Origin of the sequence: Rossellomorea vietnamensis (assembly GCF_008180415.1) — a bacterium.
In the GTDB taxonomy this organism is placed as follows: domain Bacteria; phylum Bacillota; class Bacilli; order Bacillales; family Bacillaceae_B; genus Rossellomorea; species Rossellomorea vietnamensis_C.
The window spans coordinates 31,474-55,219 of the sequence record NZ_VTEI01000019.1; the positions used below are offsets into that span (position 1 = coordinate 31,474).

23 protein-coding genes, 3 pseudogenes, 1 riboswitch and 1 other annotated feature are annotated in these 23,746 nt (G+C 42.1%); of the genes and pseudogenes, 2 read left to right on the forward strand and 24 right to left on the reverse strand.

Annotation, left to right across the window (positions count from 1 at the left end):
• Position 1: 1 nt before the first annotated feature.
• The 16 genes and pseudogenes from FZC78_RS21430 to tenI form a co-directional block, all read right to left on the reverse strand.
• A complete protein-coding gene (locus tag FZC78_RS21430) occupies positions 2–1,360 on the reverse strand; it encodes an APC family permease (protein ID WP_148942113.1) in 1,359 nt (452 codons plus the stop codon).
• Positions 1,357–2,628, reverse strand: a complete 1,272-nt coding sequence (locus tag FZC78_RS21435) for a nitroreductase family protein (RefSeq protein ID WP_148942114.1) — start codon at positions 2,626–2,628, stop codon at positions 1,357–1,359. The genes FZC78_RS21430 and FZC78_RS21435 overlap by 4 nt, the downstream gene beginning before the upstream one ends.
• Before the next feature lie 554 nt (positions 2,629–3,182).
• The gene (locus FZC78_RS21440) at positions 3,183–3,638 is read right to left on the reverse strand and encodes a GNAT family N-acetyltransferase (protein WP_148942115.1); all 456 of its coding nucleotides are present in this window, start codon (positions 3,636–3,638) and stop codon (positions 3,183–3,185) included.
• Positions 3,639–3,656: 18 nt separating this feature from the next.
• Positions 3,657–4,325: an O-methyltransferase gene (locus tag FZC78_RS21445; protein WP_148942116.1), complete on the reverse strand. Its 669-nt coding sequence runs from the start codon at positions 4,323–4,325 to the stop codon at positions 3,657–3,659.
• 114 nt (positions 4,326–4,439) lie between these two features.
• Positions 4,440–6,356: pseudogene (gene thrS / locus FZC78_RS21450) on the reverse strand (threonine--tRNA ligase).
• A 301-nt stretch (positions 6,357–6,657) separates the two neighbouring features.
• Positions 6,658–6,881: a binding site (T-box leader), on the reverse strand.
• 114 nt (positions 6,882–6,995) lie between these two features.
• Complete coding sequence (locus tag FZC78_RS24925) at positions 6,996–7,706, reverse strand: methyl-accepting chemotaxis protein (protein WP_435874207.1); 711 nt, start codon at positions 7,704–7,706, stop codon at positions 6,996–6,998.
• Between the two features lie 48 nt (positions 7,707–7,754).
• Positions 7,755–8,300, reverse strand: a pseudogene (locus FZC78_RS24930) (protoglobin domain-containing protein); the annotation flags it as partial.
• A gap of 268 nt (positions 8,301–8,568) precedes the next feature.
• A complete protein-coding gene (locus FZC78_RS21460) occupies positions 8,569–8,907 on the reverse strand; it encodes an HIT domain-containing protein (RefSeq protein WP_148942118.1) in 339 nt (112 codons plus the stop codon).
• A 5-nt stretch (positions 8,908–8,912) separates the two neighbouring features.
• Positions 8,913–9,128: a hypothetical protein gene (locus FZC78_RS21465; protein WP_148942119.1), complete on the reverse strand. Its 216-nt coding sequence runs from the start codon at positions 9,126–9,128 to the stop codon at positions 8,913–8,915.
• Positions 9,129–9,208: 80 nt separating this feature from the next.
• Positions 9,209–9,853, reverse strand: a complete 645-nt coding sequence (gene thiE, locus FZC78_RS21470; protein WP_286365514.1) for a thiamine phosphate synthase — start codon at positions 9,851–9,853, stop codon at positions 9,209–9,211.
• The gene (gene thiD, locus FZC78_RS21475) at positions 9,843–10,658 is read right to left on the reverse strand and encodes a bifunctional hydroxymethylpyrimidine kinase/phosphomethylpyrimidine kinase (protein WP_148942121.1); all 816 of its coding nucleotides are present in this window, start codon (positions 10,656–10,658) and stop codon (positions 9,843–9,845) included. Before thiD ends, thiE begins: the two co-directional genes overlap by 11 nt.
• Before the next feature lie 10 nt (positions 10,659–10,668).
• The gene (locus tag FZC78_RS21480) at positions 10,669–11,688 is read right to left on the reverse strand and encodes a thiazole biosynthesis adenylyltransferase ThiF (RefSeq protein WP_148942122.1); all 1,020 of its coding nucleotides are present in this window, start codon (positions 11,686–11,688) and stop codon (positions 10,669–10,671) included.
• On the reverse strand, positions 11,685–12,452 hold the full coding sequence (locus FZC78_RS21485) for a thiazole synthase (protein WP_148942123.1): 768 nt from the start codon (positions 12,450–12,452) through the stop codon (positions 11,685–11,687). The genes FZC78_RS21480 and FZC78_RS21485 overlap by 4 nt, the downstream gene beginning before the upstream one ends.
• 1 nt (position 12,453) lies before the next feature.
• The gene (thiS, locus tag FZC78_RS21490; RefSeq protein WP_148942124.1) at positions 12,454–12,657 is read right to left on the reverse strand and encodes a sulfur carrier protein ThiS; all 204 of its coding nucleotides are present in this window, start codon (positions 12,655–12,657) and stop codon (positions 12,454–12,456) included.
• A gap of 11 nt (positions 12,658–12,668) precedes the next feature.
• Positions 12,669–13,811 carry a glycine oxidase ThiO gene (gene thiO, locus FZC78_RS21495; RefSeq protein WP_148942125.1) on the reverse strand — a complete coding sequence of 381 codons (1,143 nt, stop codon included), beginning with the start codon at positions 13,809–13,811 and terminating at the stop codon, positions 12,669–12,671.
• Positions 13,804–14,421 carry a thiazole tautomerase TenI gene (gene tenI, locus FZC78_RS21500; RefSeq protein ID WP_148942126.1) on the reverse strand — a complete coding sequence of 206 codons (618 nt, stop codon included), beginning with the start codon at positions 14,419–14,421 and terminating at the stop codon, positions 13,804–13,806. Before tenI ends, thiO begins: the two co-directional genes overlap by 8 nt.
• Positions 14,422–14,650: 229 nt before the next feature.
• A riboswitch (TPP riboswitch) is annotated at positions 14,651–14,756 on the reverse strand.
• Positions 14,757–15,023: 267 nt separating this feature from the next.
• Between tenI and FZC78_RS21505 the strand changes: the two genes are divergently transcribed.
• Positions 15,024–15,587 carry a glutathione peroxidase gene (locus FZC78_RS21505; protein WP_148942127.1) on the forward strand — a complete coding sequence of 188 codons (564 nt, stop codon included), beginning with the start codon at positions 15,024–15,026 and terminating at the stop codon, positions 15,585–15,587.
• 35 nt (positions 15,588–15,622) lie between these two features.
• Here FZC78_RS21505 and FZC78_RS21510 read toward each other — a convergent pair whose 3' ends face one another.
• The 3 genes from FZC78_RS21510 to FZC78_RS21520 all read right to left on the reverse strand — a co-directional run bounded on the left by FZC78_RS21510 (position 15,623) and on the right by FZC78_RS21520 (position 19,247).
• Complete coding sequence (locus FZC78_RS21510; protein WP_148942128.1) at positions 15,623–16,555, reverse strand: hypothetical protein; 933 nt, start codon at positions 16,553–16,555, stop codon at positions 15,623–15,625.
• Positions 16,556–16,570: 15 nt separating this feature from the next.
• Positions 16,571–17,413, reverse strand: a complete 843-nt coding sequence (locus FZC78_RS21515; protein WP_148942129.1) for a GNAT family N-acetyltransferase — start codon at positions 17,411–17,413, stop codon at positions 16,571–16,573.
• A 700-nt stretch (positions 17,414–18,113) separates the two neighbouring features.
• On the reverse strand, positions 18,114–19,247 hold the full coding sequence (locus FZC78_RS21520; RefSeq protein WP_148942130.1) for a zinc-dependent alcohol dehydrogenase: 1,134 nt from the start codon (positions 19,245–19,247) through the stop codon (positions 18,114–18,116).
• Between the two features lie 199 nt (positions 19,248–19,446).
• On the opposite strand from FZC78_RS21520, the gene FZC78_RS21525 reads away from it, so the two are divergent.
• Complete coding sequence (locus FZC78_RS21525; RefSeq protein ID WP_148942131.1) at positions 19,447–20,613, forward strand: glycosyl hydrolase family 18 protein; 1,167 nt, start codon at positions 19,447–19,449, stop codon at positions 20,611–20,613.
• A gap of 105 nt (positions 20,614–20,718) precedes the next feature.
• Here the strand turns inward: FZC78_RS21525 and FZC78_RS21530 are convergent, their stop codons facing one another.
• From FZC78_RS21530 to FZC78_RS21550, 5 genes and pseudogenes are all read right to left on the reverse strand, one after another.
• Positions 20,719–21,300 carry an aminoglycoside adenylyltransferase domain-containing protein gene (locus FZC78_RS21530; protein ID WP_187445052.1) on the reverse strand — a complete coding sequence of 194 codons (582 nt, stop codon included), beginning with the start codon at positions 21,298–21,300 and terminating at the stop codon, positions 20,719–20,721.
• Positions 21,301–21,324: 24 nt separating this feature from the next.
• Positions 21,325–21,570, reverse strand: coding sequence for a nucleotidyltransferase domain-containing protein (locus tag FZC78_RS21535; RefSeq protein ID WP_148942133.1), 246 nt, complete (start codon positions 21,568–21,570; stop codon positions 21,325–21,327).
• A gap of 229 nt (positions 21,571–21,799) precedes the next feature.
• Positions 21,800–22,078, reverse strand: a complete 279-nt coding sequence (locus FZC78_RS21540) for a hypothetical protein (protein ID WP_148942134.1) — start codon at positions 22,076–22,078, stop codon at positions 21,800–21,802.
• A gap of 35 nt (positions 22,079–22,113) precedes the next feature.
• On the reverse strand, positions 22,114–23,034 hold the full coding sequence (locus FZC78_RS21545; RefSeq protein WP_148942135.1) for a DMT family transporter: 921 nt from the start codon (positions 23,032–23,034) through the stop codon (positions 22,114–22,116).
• A gap of 229 nt (positions 23,035–23,263) precedes the next feature.
• Positions 23,264–23,746: pseudogene (locus FZC78_RS21550) on the reverse strand (IS30 family transposase); the annotation flags it as partial.

The following is a 23,746-nucleotide window of genomic DNA, read 5'->3' on the forward strand; positions in this document are numbered from 1 at the left end:
GTTAGTTAGTCTGTGAAAGGCTCTCTTGCTGCCAGGCACTTTCTAATTGCTTGTGATAATCAAACTGTTTGTTCTTCCCTTGTATTCTTCCTAAAAGGAAGATGACCACTCCGACTGCAGACCAGATCAGTAAAAGCTTGAAGACGGAGAAAATCAGGGTGTAGCTGAAGAATACCAGTACACTTAAAGAAAAGACTCCGCAGCAGATAATCAAAGGCAGCTTTGGTTTGATCAATGCACTTTGGAATAATGCCGGCCTGACGAACGGCAGTGCAATCATTGCAATGGCATGGCCGATGTACATCAGGAACATCCCTTGCAAAGATACGTTTAAAAGGTAATCCAGCGTTCTTGTCCATATAAGGCCCAGGACAATAACTGTATTGATTGTGATCGCTATATGAGGTGTGTTAAAGCGTTTATTCACTTTGGCAATTCCAACCGGGATTACCCGGTCTTCCGCAAAGGCGAATAGAATCCTTGAAACGACCATCACCAAGGAATTCAGCGTTGTCGCAAAGGCCATTATGATGCCGACCATGACAATCCATTCCCCTCCTGCAGGCAGGTATACTGAAGCCACATCAAACATGGCGCTTTGAGATTGAGCGAGCTGATCGTATGGAATAACACCAAATGCTACGATGGAAATCAAGAAATAAATGATAACTGTTGCGAATGATCCTATCAGCATCGTTCTTGGCATGGCTTTCTGCGGATTCTTCATTTCCCCGCCGGCCTGAGCCAGCTGCTCGAACCCAAAGTAAGCAAAGAAAAGGGATGGGAGGATGGCTATAAACCCACTCACTCCATTTGGCAGCATAGGTGAAAAGTTTTCTGTTTCAATGAAGAATACTCCAGGTACTACCAGGACAAGGATGGCGATGAAAAGCACGGCTGACATGACAAGCTGTACAACACCGAACCATTTAACCCCTACAATATTCAAAAGGTAAAATACAAGCAGCAGAACAGTTGCTAAGATGGCAGTGTTACCAGCTCCTATTACACTTGAAAGGTAGTCGCCGAATGAAATCGCCATGATGGCCATTACGCCAAGTAGAGCAATGTACTGAAACCACATGAACAGGAATCCGGCAAAGTAGTTATTGAAGGTCCGGCTGATATGAACGTATGCACCGCCAGGACTGTTCCCAAGCGGAGTGCTCATAAAAATCAAGTAAGCGAGTGCTGAACACAATAGTACTGGTAAGAGTACTACATAGCCAAAAGGCACTGAAGGACCAGCTTGTGCTCCCGCTTCACCTGTTACTACAAATATTCCGGAGCCGACCATGCCGCCGATCATCAAAGCGTAACCGTGCCATTTTCCTAATTCTCGTTTTAATCCATTTTTCATGATGGTTCACCTTCGCTTTCTGTAAAAGTTGTTAAAATGTCTCTCAGTGGTTTCTTGTTTATATTCGGCACCTGACACTGGTCAGCTGGATATCCGACTGGAATCACTACAATGGGCACTTCGTTTTTTGGCCTATGGAGAAGGTCCCGCAGGAACATCATCGGACTCGGTGTATGGGTCAGCATACACAGGTTGGCATGATGGAGGGCACTCATTAGGATGCCGGTATTGACACCTGATGAAACAATCGGACGGTTTTTATCCCAGTATGATAAATCATGATCTATATCGTTATTGACTTTAAACCCGATGATAAGGTATGGCGCATCTGTAAGATGGGCTTTTTCCCAGTTTGTGCCGAGCGGCTTTAGTACATCTCTCCACTCATTAGTTATTTTCTCTTCATAAAATTTCTTTTCCTCTTCTTCCGCCTTTTCCCTTATCAGTGCTTTCGTTTCCTCATTGGATATAACAGCAAACCTATAGGAATCAGAGAATGGACTGGAGTACAGGGCCCCGAATGATTTTGTAAAAAGAGGAGCGGGAATCTCTTCTTGAGAAAAGTCCCTTATATTCCTCCGCTTTTTAATGCTGTTATAGTAATCTGCTGAGGAAAGAGCTGGACCAGATTTATGGGATGGCACTGCTGATATCTCGAACTCTCTGGATTCTTCTTTAAAATCAAAGGACACAAAATCTTGCAGATTATGATGCTTTTTATCTTCCCATTCGTCTGCTATCCCTATGGAAAAAACCATAAAGGGTTCTTCTTTTTCAGAACGCTGGAGAATGGATGACAATAATTTGACGGGTTTGTGCAAGTTATAATGAAGCCCCGCTTGATTTAATGCTGTTATGAAGAAACCTCCGCAAATCCCAACAGATTCATTTGGGTAATAGTGCTTTACCTTAACCGTCTTCCCAGAAACATCCTTCTCCTGTCCATACTTCTGTTTCAGTAACACAACAATATAGGGTGCTTGTACCAGCGTTGGGGTTTCACTCCTGACTTCGTTTATTATCTGAGTTTTTACTTTTGGGTCGGAAACCAATACAAACGACCAGGGCTGCTGATTGGCGCCTGATGGAGAGGTGCCTGCTGCCTTTATAGCATTTTTGATAATCTCTATAGGTATTTCTGATTTTGAGAATGACTTTACTTCTCTTCTAAAGTGAAGCCGGCTTAAGAAGTTATCTAAGCATGCGTGTTGTTCTGCTCTGCTCATTCTATGAAATTCTAATGGGATTTTCTCTTTTACTACTGCCATTTTCCTGCCCCCTTTTAAAAAAGAATACAAAAAAGCCCTTCACCCATAAGGGACGAAGGAGCTCCGCGTTACCACCCTTGTTGTAGGAAAAGACTATCTATCTTTTCCTACCACTTCATTGAGTGACAGTAAAACGTCCGGTGTAATTCACCTGTAAGCTGCCTGAACTCTCACCAACCATTCAGTCTCTGCTGCTGCTCACTTACCTGCTACTGCTTCCGCACACTGCCATTTATGTAATTGTTTTGTGAATTGCTTTTCCGCTTTAACGCTTTTATGCTTTTATGTGATAAAGTATATATAGACTATACAATGTCTCCAAGTGGAACGTCAAGTATAAATTTGAAAAAAATTGCTGGATCAGAAATTTTTTCGTTTGTTCACCAAATGCTTTTCATCATCTAAAGCTTTTATAAAACTTTTTATGCTTTTATGATAGATTTCCGTGGTTGCTCCTAGGTGTAATCATTGTATGTGCTGCATTCTGCTCTAACAGGCGCGTGTCAACCCTGAAAATAGAAACCACCAGCACATGGCTGGTGGTTTCTTCAATACTATATTTTTTTAGACATAATGACATTGGTGACTTCGTAGTCTAACATTTCGTACAGATTCCTAGCTTTGTGATTGTGGCCGAAAACATGAAGGTCGATTTTACTGAAGCCTAAATCTTTTGCCACTGTCTCTATCTCCAGCATCGCCTGCTTGCCATAGCCTTTACCCTGTTGATCCGGATTAATGTAGATGTCATAAATATATCCAGTATCTTCTGCAATTTTGGCAATCCAGATCGAACCTACAGATTTCTCATCTTTCCAGATAGTAAACAGGCGGTTATCGATTGAATTCTCCCTCTCAGGTAGAAGCCGCTGAAAATCACTTTTGGAATTTTCCAGTGCTTCTTCCTCTGTCCAATTGCCCGCTTCTGTTTTTTGTTCTGCATAGTTTTTAACAGATCTCTCCAAGAACGGTTCGAATTCCTCAGAAGTCATTGGTACTAGTTTGATCATTGTTTTCCTCCTGCTGGCTTATTTCACGATTCCAAAGACAAGTCCATCGTATCCTTTACTGCCGACTGTTTGGATACCTGTACTGTCTATTCGGGTATCTTCTGACAATAGGTCGAACATTTCCCTTGTACCGGTTATGTTCGGGTCCTCACTTTCCTCCTCGACAATGTTCCCTTTGCGTACGACATTGTCTACAATAATCACTGTCCCGGGGCCGGAAAGCTTCATAGCCCATTGAAAATAATGAGGATTATTGGATTTATCGGCGTCAATGAAGATAAAATCAAAATAATCATATCCTTTATCCTTCAGTGTCGGCAGAGTATCCAATGCAGGTCCTGTCAATATATTTACTTTGTTTTCCAATCCCGCCAATCGGATGTTATCGTTGGCGACAGCAGCGTGTTTCTCGCTGAATTCCAATGAAAGCAGCTCGCCGTCTTCAGGAAGTGCCCTCGCCATCCAGACACTGCTGTAGCCGCCTAAGGTACCAATCTCCAGAATCCTTTTTGCGCCTTTAAGTTTTACAAGTAAATGCAGAAATTTTCCCTGATTGGGTGAAACATCAATCGAAGGCAGGCCTTCTTCACGATTTCTTTGCAAAATTGATGCCATCAAGGTGTCTGTGCCATGCAGTTTTTCGCTGAAGTATCCATCGACTGCACTCCATCTTTCTGTTAATTGCATAAGAATCCCTCCCATATGTAAATTCTCCAAAAACGGGAAGATACCTTTTACTTTTTGGTATTGTTTTCTATTCACAAGAAGAGCCATCTTTCTTAGAGAAAGACGGCTGGCTGTTCATAGGCTTTTTTCAAGAATCTCTTTATTGATGGAAGATAAAAATTCATCTAAGGAGACTTCGTTTGTTTCATCACTTTTGTATCTCCGCACATTCACAGTTTCTTTTTGAGCTTCTTTATCGCCGATGACCAGAATGCAAGGAATCTTTTTCATTTGAGCCTCTCTCATTTTGTAACCGATCTTTTCTTCCCGGTAATCCAGTTCAACTCGAACTCCTTCTTGTTTTAACCTGCTGAATACCTTTGCAGCATACTCATGATGATGTTTGTTGGAAACCGGTATTACCTTGACTTGGACTGGTGCCAGCCAAACTGGGAACGCTCCGGCGAAGTGTTCAATAAGAATGCCGAGGAAGCGGTCTAAGGAACCGAAGACCGCGCGATGGATGACAACCGGTCTGACTTTTTCATTATGTTCATCGATATAGTGCAAATCAAATTTCTCAGGCATTTGGAAATCCAACTGAACAGTGGCACACTGATGGCTTCTTTTTAGGGCATCCTTGATATGGATGTCGATCTTAGGTCCGTAGAAGGCACCGTCCCCTTCATTGATAGAAAAATCATATCCCAGGTCTTTCAGGACATTTTTGAGAGAACCTTCAGCTTTATCCCAAAGAGCTTCTTCCCCCATATAATCTTCTGGCCGAGTGGAAAGTTCAATACTGTATTCAAAACCGAATGTCTTGTATACATAGTCTATCAGTTTCAAGGCTGAAGTAATTTCTTCTTCAATTTGCTGAGGTGTCACAAATATGTGAGCATCATCCTGGCAGAATGTCCTTACCCGCAGCATTCCGTTCAATGCACCGCTGAATTCATGGCGGTGTACTTGCCCGAACTCTGCCATCCGGATTGGAAGGTCCCGGTAGGAATGCAATTTATCTTTATAGATCAGCATATGGCCTGGACAGTTCATTGGTTTGAGTGCGAAATTCTGTTCATCAACTTTTGAGAAATACATGTTGTCCTTGTAATGATCTCAGTGTCCTGATTGTTCCCAGAGCTTTCGGTTCATCATAATCGGTGTCTGGACTTCCTCATAGTCAAAAGAATGTTGAAGCTGCCTTAGAAAGAACTGGAGTTCATTTCGGATTTTTTGTCCATTATTCAAGTAAAACGGCATACCCGGTGCCTCCTCAGAGAACATGAAGAGCTCCAGCTCACTGCCGAGCTTTCGGTGATTCCGTTTTTGGGCTTCCTTTTGAAAATGAACGTATTCTTCCATCTCTTCCCTCGACCCGAATGCGACTCCATAAATTCGCTGCAGTACTTTGTTATTGCTGTCTCCGCGCCAGTATGCACCCGAAACATGAGTCAATTTAAAATGTTTTATTACACCAGTCGAAGGCAAATGAGGCCCCCTGCATAGATCAAGAAATTCACCTTGCTTGTAGACAGTGATTTCTTCTCCAGAAGGAATCTCTTTTAGCAGTTCTAATTTTAATGGGTCTTCAGAAAACAAGTCCCTCGCATCTTCTCTTGAAACTTTCTGCCGAAGAATGCGGTGGTTTTCTGCAATGATTTTATTCATTTCCTTCTCGATTTTTTCTAAATCCGATTGAGAAATAGTGTGATCCAGTTCTACATCATAATAGAAGCCATTTTCAATGACTGGACCAACCCCTAAATGTAAATGTCCATAAAGTCTTTTGAGTGCTTGAGCCATTAAGTGAGCTGTGCTGTGTCTGATCAATTTGATTCCATCAGGTGAAACTAAACTCAGCAACTCTATCCGAGCATCTACATTAATGGGACGATTTAAATCATACAGGTCACCATTCACCTTCCCTGCTGCCGATTTTTTCTTCAAGCTGGGGCTGATTGATTGTGCTATATCGGATAATGATATTCCCGCGGGGAAACTTTTTTTCTGTCCATCTGGAAACTTGATGAGTATTTTACTTTCACTCATATCTTCTCCACTCCTTTTTTATAAAAAATAAAAACACACACCCATCCCTCAAAAAGGGACGAGTGTGTGTTGACCCGCGGTTCCACCCAGCTTCCCGCCAGAAAAAACTGACGGCTTCATTCATGCTTTATCGCAGCATCTGCGGCATTGATTACTTACATGTTCACCAATGCGGCTCAAAGGCGGTAAGTGTTTTCATCTGCGTTAGGAAGTTTTCAGCCATGCCTTCCCTCTCTGTGAACCGTTTTTGAAAAACTCGTGTCCTTATCGCTATGCTTATTTATTTTTATATACAGACCTAAAAAGGGACGAGTGTGCTTTGGACCCGTGGTTCCACCCAACTTCCCGCCAGAAAAATTGGCGGCTTATGGTGCTTTATCGCAGCAATACGGTATTGAATACTTAAGTTCCTCAATACAACTCCAAGGCGGTAAGTTTCTCCTTCAGCATTAGGAAGTTTTCAGCCATGCCTTCCCTCTCTGTGAACCGGTCAAGAAAAACTCGTGTCCTTATCAACGTTTCATATAAATTTAAATAAATATATCGCAACGTTTGCGTGAAGTCAATATGAATTCGCAAAAAAAATCTGATTTATTTTTTGAGCAAATCGTCTTTTGTATCTTCTATATTAAAGCATATCTAAATCCTGCTGGTGACAGTTGATAATTCATCGGAGGTTACAGCCACTTGTTGAACCGCACCGCTAATGTCCTGAAAAATTTCCGTCAAGTCTGATATTTCCCTGGCGATCTGCAGGTTTTGTTGTTTGACGTGTACCATGGAAGAGAGAATACTGTCAAAGAACGCATTGGTTTCTTGTGTTTCAAGAGCACCGGATTGTATTCCATCCTTAATTTCAGTAAGTGTCAAGGACATAGTGTTTGATGAAGTATTAATTTCACTGATCAGATTTCCTACTTGTGAAACAGCTTCTTTCGTATTTTCGGCTAGTTTTCTAACCTCTCCAGCTACCACGGCAAAACCTTTTCCATTTTCTCCGGCTCTGGCTGCTTCAATGGCAGCGTTCAATGCAAGAAGATTGGTTTGGTCGGCAATAGATGTCACCATTACAGCAATCTGTTCTATCTTCTTTGAAGAAGTTATCAGCTGCGCCATATCATTAGAGATTTTGTTCATATTACCATCTGCATTTGTCATGACGGCTTCAAGGTTTTTTAATTTATTCTTACCCTCATTCGATTGTTCCTCGGTTTCTATGGCAATTTTGGAACCAAGTTGTGTCACACTCTCAATGTCCCTGGATTTATGAACAATTTCCTGGATGGCTGAACTCGTTTCCTCACTGATTGCCGCTAGTTCTTCAGCATTGCGGTTCACGTTTTGAATCATAGTACTCTTAACATTCTCTGCCTCTAAACGAATTCGATCGTTTTCCTTCTCGTACGCTTCAAGGACAATTTGCTGTTCAAGGTTTAATATTCTTGATACAGCCAGGTTATAAATCTTGAATTCCTCAAAGCTGTAGTCTTGCTTATCGATGATTTCAAGAAGAGATTGGTACAAGCCTTGAAAGGCGCACATATACCATTTTGGTTCTAGACCGATTTTGACATGAACATTGGCAATGACAAACCTCTTTTCAATGAAGTCGTTGTCAATCACCCCATTAAACATTTCATCGATATGGCGGTGGAGTGTTTTCTTCAGCCTGTCAATTGAACTATTATCATTAATGATGTTGAGAAGACTTTCTTCAATGCTGAGGTTTTTATAAAATTGATCAACAATGTCATCTAAATTTTCTCTGACAGAAGGCTGGAGACTTTTTATATAAAATAAATCTTCTTCAGACATTCCGATCATATTAAGTTGTTTGATATAGCCGGAAGAGTCCAGCTCAATCCGGACTTGGTCTTTTATGTTTTCTGCTGTCACGCTTGTATTTTCAGTTTTCTTTGATCGTTTAAGTAACCCCAGTTTCATACATGCAACCCCTGTTCATTCTACTTAATTTAACTATCATATTATCTATCTAACTATAGTATCGGTCATATTAAAGAATACTGAATAGGTTCTTTAAAGAAATGAAAAACGGTGAACTAAGAGGGAGCTGAGAATACGGTTGATTTAGGGGAAGCTCAATTAAGAACAGTAATAAGAATTCAAAAAAATAGGCCCAGTGAGGGTCACTGGACGTATTCGGTACTGAAGAAGCTTTGAACTTAAGGGCCATCAACTAGGGGTATCTTAGTTATTTCTTTTGTTTCAATGGCTCCCCTGACACAATATGCCAGTGGAGATGCTTTGAATCCTGATACTTCCCGAGATTTGTTATCACCTTGCAGGATTCATGCTGGTCCAAAACCTTGGCGGATATGTCTTTTATGATAAGCATCAGGTCCATCAGTATAAAGTGGTCATTTTCTTCAATTGTTGTCAATGATGTTATATGTTTTTTAGGGATGGCAACTATATGTACCGGATAAAATGGCTTGGTATGATGATAAGCCAGCACATGTTCCGTTTCTGCCACTATCTCTACTTGGGTTTTGCCGCTTAATACTTCCTCACAATAAAAATCAGTTGTCACTTGTATCACCTTTGCTTCTTTAATGGTAAAGTTTTTGATCTGACCAGAAGGAGTCCTGTCCCGCTTAGCACCATTATGATCATTAGAATCAGGATATCCAAGCTGTAAAAAGATACAAGCTCGTGGGATGAAAGGGTGACATCTAAAAGTCTAATAGTTACTCCTATAAGGGTGGAAACCAGCATTAAAAGAAATACAGTTCTTTTTTGATCGGCAGTCATAGTCATTCCCTCCTTAAATTCCTTACTTGTTAGACGAGGGAGAGCAGACAATGGTTTCCGAATGCTGAAATTTTATTGAATTATTTTCCTGCCTCTTGTATTACCGTTTTTAAATTTCTGACTGAAGATTTCGGATCCCTGCTGCTGCTTATACAGGATATGACTGCGACCCCCTCCGCACCTGCATGAAGGACTTCAGTAGCATTATTGGCGTTTATCCCTCCGATGCCTACGATTGGAAGGTGAATTCCATTTGTCTTCAGCTCTTCTATAAGGATTGGACCGCTGACCGGCCTGGTATCATTCTTTGTAATTGTCGGATACATTGGGCCGACACCTAAATAATCGGCACCTGCCTTGATTGCTGCATTTGCTTCAGTAAGAGAATGCGCAGAAATGCCGAGTATCCTGCTGCCCATCCGTTTTCGTATCTCCACAGCATCACCGTCTTCCTGCCCGATATGAACTCCGTCCGCTTCTATTTCGAGAGCTAGATCAATATTGTCATTAACGATAAATGGGACTCTATATTTCTTGCAGATGGCATGCAAATCAGCTGCGAGATTAACTGCCTCTATTCCCGTTAGGCAGCTTTCGCCTTTCTCCCGGAACTGAAACATCGTTACTCCAGCCGAAAGTGCATCTCTAAGAACTTTTCTGGGGTCATCTGTACAATTGGTACTTCCCATCACAAAATAACATGACAACGAATCTCTAAGCGTCAAGAGCAGCCACCTCCTTGCTGTTATAGGCCCAATGATTGGTGGGTCCATGCCCCTCACCTATATGAAGATCCTGCTCGATGGCAGCCTGTATGAACCCTTTCGCTGTTTGAATAGAATCGGCAAGTGATTTACCTTTTGAAAGCTCAGCCGTGATTGCCGCTGAAAACGTACAGCCTGTTCCGTGGGTATTTTTTGTTCTTATTCTTGGGCCGGAATAGAGGGAGAATCGGGTTCCATCATAGAAAAGGTCGGACGCAGTTTCAGTTTCATCATGGCCTCCTTTGATGACTACAGACGCCGCACCCAAGTTCAAGATTGCTTCAGCAGCCTCTTTGCGTTTTTTCATACTGTCAATTTGCATGCCGGTTATAACTTCTGCTTCTGGTATATTGGGGGTGACGACTGTACTGAGCGGAATCAGTTGTTTTCTTAGAGCTTCCACCGCCTCTTCTTGTAAAAGAGGTGAGCCTCCTTTGGCCACCATGACTGGATCGACTACGAGATTGCCCCATTGATACAGTTTAATAGATTCGGCAACAAGCTGGATCACATCACTATTGAACAGCATGCCGGTTTTGACAGCTTGCGGAGAAAGATCTTCAGCTATGGATGCAAGCTGCTGCTGGATCCCTTTCAGAGTTATTGGGAATACCCCTTGTACACCAAGCGTATTTTGTGCTGTTACAGCAGTAATGGCTGACATGCCATATACCTTCAACTCCTGAAAGGTTTTGATGTCTGCCTGGATTCCGGCTCCTCCGCCGCTGTCGGAACCAGCGATTGTTAATGCTTTAACAGTCTCCATGAACATCCTCCTATCCTAAATAACGGTGATAAATCTTCTTTGCTTCGCTTATATCACTTATTCCGTGAATAAGCACTCGCCCATCTTGGAAAAGGACTAAGCGGTTACCGAAAATTTCGAATGATAATAGAAAAGGGTTCCTCTCTATTTTTCCTCCTGTTTTAGCCAGTCTGTTTGCTGCCTTATCCAAGTCCCTCCTAACTTTGCCAGCAGGCCGGATCTGCACAGAATTCCTTCCGCAAAGCACCGCTGTTTTAGTTTGGTTTTCATAGTTGAGAAATGGATAACTCGGTTTGCTTCCGCAGGAGAGGCATTCTTTTTTCTTTAACCCTTGAGGAGATATGGCCGAGTGCTGATTACTCCAAAGATCAAAGGTGACAAGCTTGGTTCTTAAGGATCCAAGGTCACCCACCAGCAGCTTCAGTGCTTCAGCGGTTTGGTAACTGACGACCATCCCGACTGCCGGACCAATAATTCCTGCTGTATCACATGTAGCTCCTCCCAGAGGGACACTTTCCATAAGACAATGAAGGCATGGTGTTTTTCCAGGGATGATGGTGTAACTGATTCCATAGCTTCCGACACAAGCACCGTACACCCATGGAATTCCATACTTTTGCGAAATATCATTGATGATCATTCTTGTTTCAAAGTTATCAGTGGCATCTATAATAAGATCCACGTCTTTCTGGAGTTTCTCGAGTTCCTCAACCCCTGCATCCTCTATAATTGCCTCTATTGTGACTGAGGAATTAATTTTTTTCAGTCTTCTTTGAGCTGCTGCAGCTTTAGGGATTCTTTCTTCGGCATCCTGTTCTGTATACAGCTGCTGACGCTGCAGGTTGCTCCACTCGACGTAATCTCTGTCCACTATAGTCACTTTGCCTATCCCAGCCCTCACAAGAGCTTCGGCACTGCCGCTTCCAAGTGCACCTGCTCCTATAATCAGCACATGTTTTTTGAATAGTGTTCCCTGGCCGGAGGGCCCGATTCCGCTGAATAGTTCTTGTCTGGAATAACGGTTGTTCAAATGGTGCTCATTCCTTCCAAAGGACTGCTGGCGGAGGCATATCTTTTCTTGGGTATCCTGCCTGCTTCGTAACCGAGCCTGCCTGCTTCAATCGCGAGTTTCATTGCTCTAGCCATTTTAACAGGATCCTTTGCAGCTGAGACAGCTGTATTCAATAAGACTCCATCTGCTCCAAGTTCCATTGCATAAGCGGCGTCAGCAGGTGAGCCGATGCCGGCATCCACTATAACGGGCACAGCTGCCTGTTCAATGATGAAGCTCAGATTAAGGGGGTTGATAATGCCCTGCCCCGAGCCTATAGGAGAAGCTCCAGGCATAATGGCGTGAACACCCATCTCTTGAAGCCTCTTAGCAAGCAGGACATCATCCGAGGTGTAAGGAAGAACGGTAAAGCCCTCATCCAGAAGTTGTTCTGATGCTTTCAGCGTTTCAATCGGATCAGGCAAAAGGGTTTGGAAATCACCGATCACCTCAACTTTAATCATGTCACACAACCCGGAAGCTCTTGCAAGCCTGGCTGTTCGGACTGCTTCTTCAGCTGTTTTTGCTCCTGCTGTGTTGGGAAGCAGCGTATACTTTTTCACATCAAGCTTCTCCAGGAAATTCGGCTGCCCTTTTTCAAAAATATTCATGCGGCGTACCGAAAAGGTAAGGACCTCCGTCCCGGAAACATTCACGGCCTTCTTTTGTATATCAAAATCAGGATACTTTCCTGTACCTAATAACAATCTTGATGAGAACTCATAAGAACCTATCTTCAACATTTCATCCGCCTCCTACAAAGTGTACGATTTCTACTACATCACCGTTGGCTAGTCTTGCGTCTGCATGCTTGCTTTTTTCAAGAATCACCCGGTTCAATTCTACAATGGCGACTTTCTGATCTAACTCGAAATATGAAAGAAGGTCCGCCACAGTACTTACTGCATCATCCACCAGAACTTCATCACTGTTTATAATTAAGTTCAACTCTATTCCCCCTAACCTAAATTTATTGGGATGCTATTGCGATCCACTTTAAACGATTGGTAAAGAGCTTCCTCTTTCTCTGGAACTTTTCGTTCAATCATATCTGAAATCATTTTCCCGGTTATAGGACTCAAAAGAATACCGTTGCGGTAGTGTCCGGCTGCAATATAAAGTCCTTCATAGGCAGGGTGCGGTCCAATGTAGGGAAGTCCGTCTCCTGTCTGGGGGCGGATGCCTGCCCAGGCTTTTTCCCACTTCGCGTATTTAATGTCAGGAAGCAGGTCGATGGATTTTTGTGATAAAGAGGACACACCTTTTAATGAAACATCCTTATCCCAGCGATTGACGAGGGTGGTTGCGCCGACAATCAGCCTGCCATCTTTTTTGGGAACGATATAACAGCCGCTTTCCGAAAAAACGGTTGACTGAATGATCGGATGTGAGGGAACAACTGAGAAACATTCCCCTTTTACTGGACTCACAGGCAGAGTTAACCCTGTCTTTTTCAATAACTCCCCAGCCCAGGCGCCTGTTGTAATAACCAGATGGTCTGATAAAACCCGGCCCTGGGAGGTCTCGCATCCTTTCACACGCTGGCCCTTAAACATGATGTTTTCAACTTTGCAAAACTCGATAATGTCTGCTCCATGAGCCGCTGCACCTTTCGCAAACGCTTTCGAAAGTTGTGGTGCCATGACCTGCCCGTCATTCGGAATGAGCATGCCTCCCTCCAATTTGGTGGAAAGAGCGGGTTCGTGCTGCAGCAGTTCCTTGCCATTCAGCCATTTGACTTCCGGGTCCCACCCAGCGTGATAGTGGACCTGCTTTTGAAGATGAGCGGCCTCACCTGATGATTGAGCTATTTTTATCATTCCTTTATTCACAAGGCCGGCATTGATTCCTGTCCAGTCCTCCAGTTCCTGAAGCAGCTGGGGAAACATACTCCGGCTTTTCAGGGCCAGCTGAAGCATAGCAGCATTTTCATGAATTTCTGCCTGCGCACCCAACATACCAGCTGCCGCACTTGAAGCTTCAGCTCCAAGGCTATACCGCTCGATGATAAGTACTTTCTTGTCGAGCTTAGCCTGTTGGTAAGCGATCGAACTTCCGATAATTCCTCCCCCGGCCACTATTACGTCATATACTTTATTCATGCAGCATCCTCTCCAATTGGTTTTTATATTCATAGGCCGCTTTACTCGGCTTTACAGCATTGAAAATTCCTGACATGACCGTGACTCCATAGCACCCTGTCTGTACCACCTCCTTTACATTAGATGGCTTAATTCCTCCTATCGCAAAAACTAGGATAGAAACCGCATCGGCGATATCCCTCAATTCCTCCAGTCCCCTTGGCTGTAAGCCCTCTTTGGAAAGAGTGGGATAAACATGACCATATAATAGTGAATCTGCTCCTTCCTCTTCTGCTGCGAGTGCTTCTTTCAGGGAGTGAACAGATTTGCCAATAGATAATTCTGGATAGGCATTCTTAATAGCTGATACAGGAAGGCTGTGAAAGCCCAGTTGGACTCTTGGAATACCAAGCGCAGCAGCTGCATCGACCCTGTTGTTCACAACGAGCTTGCTCACCGGTATGCCAGACTCTATCAATTCCTTTCCTATCTCATAAATTTCTCTTGCTGTCTTCCTGTGCTCTCTGATATGCAGGCTGTCGACATAAGGATTGATATCCTGGCAGATGGATACTACCTCATTTACAGGTCTATTTCCGGAAGTGACAGCATGCAGTAGACATTTATCCATAGAAACCTCCGCCTTTTCTTCTTTTGAGAACATTTTCATGTCGGAGCATAACAGTGCGTTTCCACTGTTTAAACAGGTGCAGCCATTGAGGCCGGGTGGCTGGAGCGGAAAGCCACTGCTTTTCCATAACCACAATCTTTGCGGAAACAGCCTAAAAATAGACAACAAAAAGCCGCCTCCCTGAAAAAGGAAGGCGGCTTGAATAATAAACTAAATGGTAGATTATTAGTGTCAATGACGCTCACTTCCCTCCGCTAGTATGAACTAGATCAGGTTCAAAGGGTCTTAAAGTACACTTTAATCTCAGCCTTTAAAAGGCTCCCCCAGTGGTTCGGATATTTATTTATATGCATTTTAACACAGTTTTTATTATTATCAAACTATTTTAAGGGAAATTCTACTAAGGTCACAGACTTCAGCAAAGAGTATGGCTAATTCCCCTAATGTACAGAACTCTTCAGGTCAGCGGTGAATCAGAACAAAAATTCGCTTCTCGGCCAGTGTGTTGAAAGAAAGCAATTTAATTGCTATCCATTCAAGAGAAGGTATAATAAATACATTACTAAATAACTAGTTAAATATTACTATACAGGAGGGTTAATATGAGTATTTATACCCACAAAGCTATATCCATGAATGGACAGGAAAAGTCTCTTGAAGAATACAAAGGGAAGGTTGTTTTGATCGTCAATACAGCAGGAAGATGCGGTTTCACTTATCAGTATGAGGATTTGCAAAAGCTTTATGACCGATACAAAGACAAAGGATTTGTGATATTAGGTTTCCCTTGCAACCAGTTTGATAATCAGGAACCGGATTCAAACGAACAAATCCAAAACAGCTGTCTTCTGAATTATGGGGTGAATTTCCCGTTATTCCAGAAGGTTGATGTGCGAGATGAAAACATGCATCCCCTGTTTGACTATCTTACACATAAAAAGTCGTTTGAAGGATTTAATAAATTTCACCCAGTTGCCAAAATACTCATCCCGCTATTAAATGCGAAACATCCTGAGTATTTGACTGACGACTATTCGATCAAGTGGAATTTCACAAAGTTCCTTATTGATTCTAACGGAGAAGTGATCAAGCGTTTCGAGTGTACAACAGATCCAATTGATATGGAGCAGGATATTGAGAATTTGCTGGCATCTGCCACAGTATGATGAAAACCGGACGAGGTCATTCCTTGTCCGGTTTTTTAATTTTTTCTATAAATCTCCATATAACTCGCTTCACTATTCCACGTATTCAAAACCTCATTTACAGACAGGACCTGCCAGGGGTTGAACATGGTCTGTCCATGCTTATTGAAACTGTACTCGTTGTTCAAGAGGAAGCAAGCATGCATAATTTCATTCTGGTAGTCTCTCCACACCATAACATCACCTTTTTCAGGAGTGACGTTATCAATCGGTCTATATCCATAATGATTCAAGAGAGCCTGGAATCTATCGGGCTTCATCCACTCTTTAATGATCTCCTTATCCCCTGTGAATCCTGCTGCCGCCGCTGAGAGGCAGTTAGGGCCATTTTTAGAAGAAAAAGTATCAAAAAATACCGAGAGATCTGAATATTCTTCTGTTAATTGCTGTTGATCCGGCTCCTTTAAATTAGCAAATGCAGCGTAATCATCTATCCACAATTCTGCATAGTTTAACAGGAACTGAGTCTGCACTCGTGAAGATAACGAATTCCAAAGAAATTGCTGCAGCATAAATATCTTCTTTTTAGTATTCGCATCAACAAAAGAGGATGACTCAAGAACCTTCAGATTTTCATCGGAATGAGCGGCTACCCTCAGTAATTGAATAATTTCCTCTTCAGTAAAAACCAGTCCTCTTTGAAGCAGCCACTGTTCTCTTATAACTTTCTTTCGTTGGCCTTCATTTAACTCTAGAAAAGTGTCCTTTTCAATCTTGGCAATATATCTTCCTTGTTTGCTAACAGACCAGGTGGCAAATGCAGTTCTCTCATCCAGGGTAAAGGATGGGGAAGTTCCGGGTAAGTATTCTTCAGAAGGTATGAAACCTGGAGCTTCCCTGAAAAATAAAATTTGGTTTTCCGGAACAAATCTTTCTTTCCACGAATCCAAAACTGTTTGTTTTAACGTGTAACCATTTACTGTTTTCATCTGGACTCCTTACTGTCAAAGTATGTATTTCCGATAAACATTCATATTCTCTAACATTTTAAAGCCTGCCGAATAGTATAATTTTTCGGCTGCTTTATTGTTTTCCATATAGCAGATGTGAATTTCTTTGTGTCCTTCCTGCAGCATCCTGTTCATAGCAAAGTGAAGAGCATCTCTCCCTAATCCTCTTTTTTGATAGTGAGGGGAAACCATTAAATTATCCACTTCCCCTTTTCCAATCGACACAGAAGCCATTACGTTTTCGCCATCCATAGCAACATAAACATTCCCCGGATTTCTCAATTGATAGGTCTTTACACTTTCAGGAGAAGCAAGATAAGGCTTCAGGTCGATTTCTTTGTGTAAGGGATAGTAGCAATCCTGGACGATTTTGACAAACTGTTGAAAAAGCTTATCATCATAGAGATCAAAAGTGGTCTTTGGTTCTGGAAAAGGAGGTCCTTTATAGACAAGTGAGGGTGAACCCCACCATTTATCCATTCCGTTTTTCTTACAGAAACCTGCTGGGTCCAGCTTATCTACACGAATAGAAGCAGTTAACACTTCCTGTTTCTCGGCTTCTGCATAGGATGAAAGCTCATGAAATAATTGTGTTCCTATTCCATTATTTCTGGACGAAGGCTCAACATAAATTTTTACATCGGCCTGTTTTTCGCCTGCACCATTAACAGACAATACTGCATAGGCGGCTCCTTTCACTCCATCTTCTTCGTAAAGGATGAATTTGCCCGCACTTTTTTCGATTTCTTCTGCTTTTTCTACTACATATCCGGTGTCTATGGTGTTAAACAATTCATTGACTCTCTCCGAATCTGCAGGTGAATAATTACGAATCATAATCTACACTCCATTTTTAGGTGATGTATATTACTTCTTTATACACCACTCTAATACCTTTAAACTAAACGCACCCGTTACGTCAATCGCGAGTCTTTTTGTTATGAAAATTAAATTGCTTCGGCATCCAGCTTCCTTTAATTAATCTGTTGATGGAATACTCTCTGGTTCTAATTTCTCGAATTTATATAGGTGAGATATTAAAATGTGGCTCCTTGAATATATGTTTACTTTTGATTATCTGGTTTGATATATTTCTTTAAAATACTTGGATTTACGAACCGAATTGAAGCTGCCTCCCCACAATCTAAACAAACAGTTAGTTCTTTTTCATACTCTGGTACTTTTACAAACGAATTTCCTCCACAGCTTTTACATTTATGCATCTCATATCCCCTGCCTTTCTAAAAATTAGTTATCTATCAGCACCCAATAAATTCCACATAAATGAGGGTAAATCCTTCTTTATGTATACCGCCCTTTGTTGGAATATGAGCTTGCTATGTATCCTAATTTTACCCTAGGTTAGACTCGCGCTTATACAGTTTATGATGTGTTCTTTGTGAGAAACTGAACAGGCTTAGAGATAATTGCATCTCTAAGCCTGTTTCAATGTGAACTATATTGGGTGATTATATGTTTTCCGTTATGCACTTCTCATGCAAAACTATAGAATGAACAGCCGCTTTTGTTGTATTGATTAGGGTTTCAGAATGACTTTGATGCAGTCGTCTTCCCTCTTGTTAAAGATGTTGTATCCATGGGCTGCATCGTCCAGCGGGAGTTTGTGGGTAATGATGGCCGTCGGATCAATTTCCCCTTTGACTACCATGTCATACATGGTCCCCATATAGCTTCTTGCATGAGCTTGACCGGTTTTAATGGTAATATTCCTAGTGAAAAAAGGTCCAAGCGGGAACATATTATAAAGTCCGCCGTAAACACCAGTCAATTGAACGGTTCCGCACTTTCTCACTGCTTTGGTAGCGATCTGGATGGGTCCGAGTGTTCCACCCTGTAATTTCATTTTTTGTTCAACGAACTCCAGCGGTGACTTCTTTCCATCCATCCCTACACAATCGATAACGACATCTGCCCCTCCATTTGTTAATTCCTTAAGGGTCTCTCCCATATCGTCATATTTCGTAAAGTCAAAAGTTTCCGTTTTGTTCATTTTCTTCGACTTATTCAACCTGTAGTCAAAGTAATCCACAGCAATGACTCTTTCTGCTCCTTTTTTCCAGGCGAATTGCTGGGCCATCAATCCAACAGGTCCGCAGCCAAGTACGATGACGGTATCTCCTTTTTTGACCCCTGCGTTTTCTACGCTCCAATAAGCCGTCGGCAGGACATCCGAGAGAAACAGCAGGTGTTCGTCATCCAGTTCACAGCTCTCTGGAATTAAAAAAGGAGTGTAATTTCCATAGGGTACTCTGAGGTATTCTGCCTGACCCCCGGGGTGATCACCGAACTTCTCGGAATACCCGAAATAACCGCCGGAGTCATAATGAGGGTTGGCATTGTCGCATTGACTTTCCTGATGGTGATTACAGTAATGACAGGTCCCGCATGCTACAGTAAAAGGAATAACGACCCGGTCTCCTTTTTTCACCTTGGTGACTTCAGGGCCGATTTCTTCCACGATTCCCATGGGTTCATGTCCAATAACATACCCAATCGGCAAAGGAAAGTTCCCTTGGTACAGATGAAGATCCGACCCGCAAATGGCTGTGGAGGTGATTTTGACGATAACATCCTGAGGATCCTGGATTTTTGGTGCCTCCACTTTTTTTACTGCTATTGAATACTTTCCCTGGTAGGTTACAGCCTTCATTTCATCACTCCATTTAAATAATTCACTCTTAGTGTGTGGATTTCCAAATTTAGTATTTGAAAGACGCCTCGCTCCTATTCATTTTCAACACAGGTTTGAAAGCTTTGTTGAAGAGGTATCGGTTGATATTACCATCTCTCTCTCCTCTATTTTTCTGGTAAACTTTTAAAAGCAGAAACTGACAGGAGGCATTTCATCTATGAACAAGCGAGGCATTCTCCTATTAGCGGCGGCTGTTTTAACATTTTCAGCAGGTTTTTACGCCGGGATCTCCTATATAAAAGCTGAGACCCTTACAATTGAAGCAGTTTATCATCATCTTCGTTCAGAGGAAGTGGAGTCACTTTTTAAAAAAGCAGAAGGAAAATATGAGTCTCAGTCCAAAGTGGTGATGGGGTATATACAGGATCATCACGATCCAGAGACAATCAATTACCCTTATTTATCTCACGTGATTTTTTCATTTGCCCACCCCACAAAGAAAGGTGATCTTCTATTCAGCGGTGCCCATGCGAAGGATAATTTACGCAAAGCTGTGAGACTGGCACACGAACATGACACAAAAGTGCTTCTCGCTGTGGGTGGCTGGTTCCATATAGAAGGCGGCGAAACCTATCCTTACTTTAAAGAAGCAATTTACAATGACGAGTCCCGGACGAAACTTGTTAATGAATTGATAAAAGTGGTGAAAGAAGAGAATCTGGATGGCGTGGATATCGACTTTGAACACCCACGGACTGTAAAGGATGCTGAACATTTGGCTGCATTTGTTAATGAATTGAACTACAAGCTAAATGTGAATGATAAAGAGCTCTCTATCGCTGTCTATTCTAAAGTCAGCAGTGTGACCGGCCGGAAGAATGAATCTGTTGTCTTTATTCCTTCGATGTTCAATGACGTAGACTATGTAAATATCATGGCCTATGATGGCCAGTGGGACGGCGGTTATAACGCAGCTAACCTGTCTCCATTTCCTTTTGCTGAGAATATCGCAGACTACTGGAGCTCCTTTTTTGAAGAAAACGGCCTATCTAAAGATAAGTTGGTTCTGGGAGTCCCATTTTATGCACAGCCTGAAGATCCGTCAAAATCTCCTCTTTCCTTTTCTAAAGTAATAGAACATGGGGCCGATAATGCAGACAAGGATGCTGCCACCATAAATGGCGTGAAATATCACTATAACGGAATATCCACTATTCAGAGGAAAACGGATCTGGCTCTGCAGAATGATTTCGGGGGAATGATGATATGGGAAGCCGGACATGACGCAAAGGGCGAACACAGCTTGGCGAGGGTCATTTATGATTTTTTAGACAAGCATGCTGAGAGAGAGAAGAAGCTATTCTGGTCTAAAACGGATGAATAATAACTGAAGGGCGCCGCATTTATCTAATAGCAGCAAAAGAGAGCAGGTTCACTTTGGAACTTGCTCTTTTTTGTATCTTAAAAGGCATAGTATTAAATCAGCCATTTAATACTTTACCCTATTTGTCCTGCCGCATTTTATGTTATTGCAGTGGTCAATCAAATACTTGGTGAATTTCACAGTTTCCAGCACACGTTCCTTATCAAATTGAAACAGCTTCACATATTTATTGCTTCGAATATTCAACGCTTCATGAATGATGGGGTGCCATCTTTCTGGTAGATTTAACAATCCATACTCTCCCGCTTCCGCTTTCGAAGTTATATCTGATTCCTTCAAGGTGAAGTATTGACGCAATAATCCTAGTACTGTCCATTCAACCTCTTCAGAAATCTCCTTGGAAGAATGATTCATATCTCGATTTAATGAATTCTCCAGCCTTTCGACCCTCATTGTCCAATAGGAATTCATGTTTTCCCTTACATAAGAAGTCAGGAGGTCCTTGCTGGCATCAAAAGGGAATTTGGTTATATCAGGACCTAAGACACTGATTCCCTTTTCTTTCAAAAGCACCCAAGTTACTGGGTTAAACTTGGTGTCCCATTTCAATTTACCATCATTATAGTAAGGAAAGGCTGCATTGTCATCCGGTCTGATTTTCCCCAGATCCTCCGATACAATAAACACTCCGTCCATCTCAGGTGATTGAAACTATCCCGCAATCTCTTCATGAATCTTTTTAAGGGTATGTATTTCTGCTTCAGCTAATCGGTTTCTTGTGACCGCCGCGAAGTCTATATCACTGCAATCTTTAACATAGGCATCCAGTACTATCGAACCGTGTAAATACAGCCCTTCCAATTTATCCGCAGCCTCGTGTTCCAAAGACTGATATACTTTTGGAGCACCTCTTGAATAGAAGTATGTAATAGTATGACCGTAAACTCCCGACTTCAATTATTGTGGACAGATACGAATTTTCGAACTGCACCATCAATTGGAATCTTACCATAAATGATCAAGAAGGAGCTTTCTGATAGAGGATATACATTCTCACATATTGTATTAATCATGGACAGGATTAGAAGCGTTAATAATGATCTCCTTATAAGTAACAATAGAAAAGCAGGCCGCTTTCATAGTTGAAGCACCCTGCTTTTGAAAATATCCCTTATTTACACCTTTTCTAAGCTTTCTCTTTCACGTGCCAAATGAATCCATCTCTGTGGCCTTCCTTATCAATGATTTTACGTACATAATAAGGATCGTGCAGCAGTCCATCACGTTTGGAGGAATTCAAAAAAGCTTCTCTTTTCGGATCTGCTCGTAATTCTTGGTACCATTTTTGTTCTTCAAGTTCTCTCCATAATTCTTCAATATCAGGTTCCTTTACCCGCAGGATATATTTTTGAAAGAAACTCACAATAAGTGCTCCAGTCAAAAGTGTCAAAAATAGAAAGATCATGATATAGCTCCTTCATTAACCAAGCTGTTCATAGTTTAAGCGGAAAATTCTTTCTGATTCTTCCTTTTCTTCAACAGCAGCTTAAATGTACCGGTTCCCAGAAGAACCCCAAAGACGATAAAACAAAAGCCTGCTAAGTGTTTGGAAAGGATTTCCTCTCCTAGAAAAATGGAAGAACCCACTAATGAGAAGAACGGAGTCAGGTTAATAAAAATAGAAGTTGATCCTGCACCCAGCCGGTGAATGCTATAGTTGTAAAGCATATGGCCAAGACCGGTTGCAAGGATAGCAGAGCCTATCAGTGCCCACCAGACAAAAGCCGGTTTCTCTGTGAAAAGAACGGTTTTTGTTTCAGAGAAAAAGAAACTTGCGATGATGAGCAGAATCGAGCCCATGAAGAGCATTAAGCCTGTCATCTGCCGGGAATCAATGCTCACACTAAGCTTTTTGATCAGAATAAAGCTCACAGCCTGAGTCAATACAGCACCGAGGATATACAAATCTCCTATTGAGAGCCCTGAAAGTGTTCCTTTTTCATTCATTACAATGAGGTATACCCCAAATAACGCAGCCAAAATCCCCATGGTTTTCAGAATTGTAAGTCTCTCATTCAAGAAAATCATGGCCATGATGGAAGTGGATAAAGGGACCAGCCCGAGGATTAAACCTGCATTCGTCGCACTGGTTTCAGTCAGTCCAATCGCAAGAAAAAGATGATGCCCCAGCACTCCGAACAGCGAGGCTGTTAAAATGCCGGCTAAGGTTTTTCTTGATACTTTCTGAAAATTTCTCTTCAATATCAGAAAAAGAATGACAGCAAATCCTGCCAGCATGACGCGAAGACCTTGAATCAACACTGGAGGAAAATAGGTTACTAGAATTTTAATAGCTGAAACATTGAACCCCCAAACAACCATCAGCAAAAATAACAAAATATAAAGGCCCCATTTGGACACGATTTCCACACTTCTTTCGAAAACAGTAATATTTCTAATTTATCAGGGGAGGTTCTGCCTGTAAAGGGAAGTGAATTAAATGGAGGTATCGTATAAGGAATTCATTTATAAAAGCAATCTAAGAAATTAAACAAATAAGTGCTTCCTGAATTTTAGAGGGCACTAAGAATCCATTATTATCAAAGAAAAAGTCAACTATCCTTTTTAAAACAAGATGTAAATTGTCAACTCAAGTCGAACACGGCAAGAAATTCATGAATACCTCAAAGCGTATTATAATTGAGCACTTTCCGGGGGACCTGGTTGAACGTCAAGAGAAAATCCATGATGTCCTTCTGGGTCATTCGGTTGAAATCGGTTCCTTTTGGATACGTGCGCCTAATGCGGCCGTTGCTATTTTCGTTGGTGCCACGCTGACCTGGTTTGCCAGGAGCCGAGAAGTAAAAGGGAACTTCCAGCCCTTTCTCTACTTCTTCCCAAAGATGAAATTCCTTGCCACGGTCTGCGGTGATGGACTTTACCACTTTTTTAGGCAAGTTTTTCAACACGTGGATGATGGACTGTGCGGTTTCACTCGCCGTTTTCGCCGACAGCTTATAGATAATCTCAAACCGGCTGGTACGCTCGGTCAACGTGAGAATCTGACTTTTGTGTGACTTGCCGATGACTGTATCGACTTCCCAATGCCCGACTTGGCTTCGGGGCGCACTAC

Coding starts and splice junctions, on each gene's coding strand:
- FZC78_RS21430 (WP_148942113.1), bottom strand. CDS start 1,360: ATGAAAAATGGATTAAAACGAGAATTAGGAAAATGGCACGGTTACGCT.
- FZC78_RS21435 (WP_148942114.1), bottom strand. CDS start 2,628: ATGGCAGTAGTAAAAGAGAAAATCCCATTAGAATTTCATAGAATGAGC.
- FZC78_RS21440 (WP_148942115.1), bottom strand. CDS start 3,638: ATGATCAAACTAGTACCAATGACTTCTGAGGAATTCGAACCGTTCTTG.
- FZC78_RS21445 (WP_148942116.1), bottom strand. CDS start 4,325: ATGCAATTAACAGAAAGATGGAGTGCAGTCGATGGATACTTCAGCGAA.
- FZC78_RS24925 (WP_435874207.1), bottom strand. CDS start 7,706: ATGATTCAAAACGTGAACCGCAATGCTGAAGAACTAGCGGCAATCAGT.
- FZC78_RS21465 (WP_148942119.1), bottom strand. CDS start 9,128: ATGACTGCCGATCAAAAAAGAACTGTATTTCTTTTAATGCTGGTTTCC.
- thiD (WP_148942121.1), bottom strand. CDS start 10,658: ATGGAGACTGTTAAAGCATTAACAATCGCTGGTTCCGACAGCGGCGGA.
- FZC78_RS21485 (WP_148942123.1), bottom strand. CDS start 12,452: ATGTTGAAGATAGGTTCTTATGAGTTCTCATCAAGATTGTTATTAGGT.
- thiO (WP_148942125.1), bottom strand. CDS start 13,811: ATGAATAAAGTATATGACGTAATAGTGGCCGGGGGAGGAATTATCGGA.
- tenI (WP_148942126.1), bottom strand. CDS start 14,421: ATGGATAAATGTCTACTGCATGCTGTCACTTCCGGAAATAGACCTGTA.
- FZC78_RS21505 (WP_148942127.1), top strand. CDS start 15,024: ATGAGTATTTATACCCACAAAGCTATATCCATGAATGGACAGGAAAAG.
- FZC78_RS21510 (WP_148942128.1), bottom strand. CDS start 16,555: ATGAAAACAGTAAATGGTTACACGTTAAAACAAACAGTTTTGGATTCG.
- FZC78_RS21515 (WP_148942129.1), bottom strand. CDS start 17,413: ATGATTCGTAATTATTCACCTGCAGATTCGGAGAGAGTCAATGAATTG.
- FZC78_RS21520 (WP_148942130.1), bottom strand. CDS start 19,247: ATGAAGGCTGTAACCTACCAGGGAAAGTATTCAATAGCAGTAAAAAAA.
- FZC78_RS21525 (WP_148942131.1), top strand. CDS start 19,447: ATGAACAAGCGAGGCATTCTCCTATTAGCGGCGGCTGTTTTAACATTT.
- FZC78_RS21540 (WP_148942134.1), bottom strand. CDS start 22,078: ATGATCTTTCTATTTTTGACACTTTTGACTGGAGCACTTATTGTGAGT.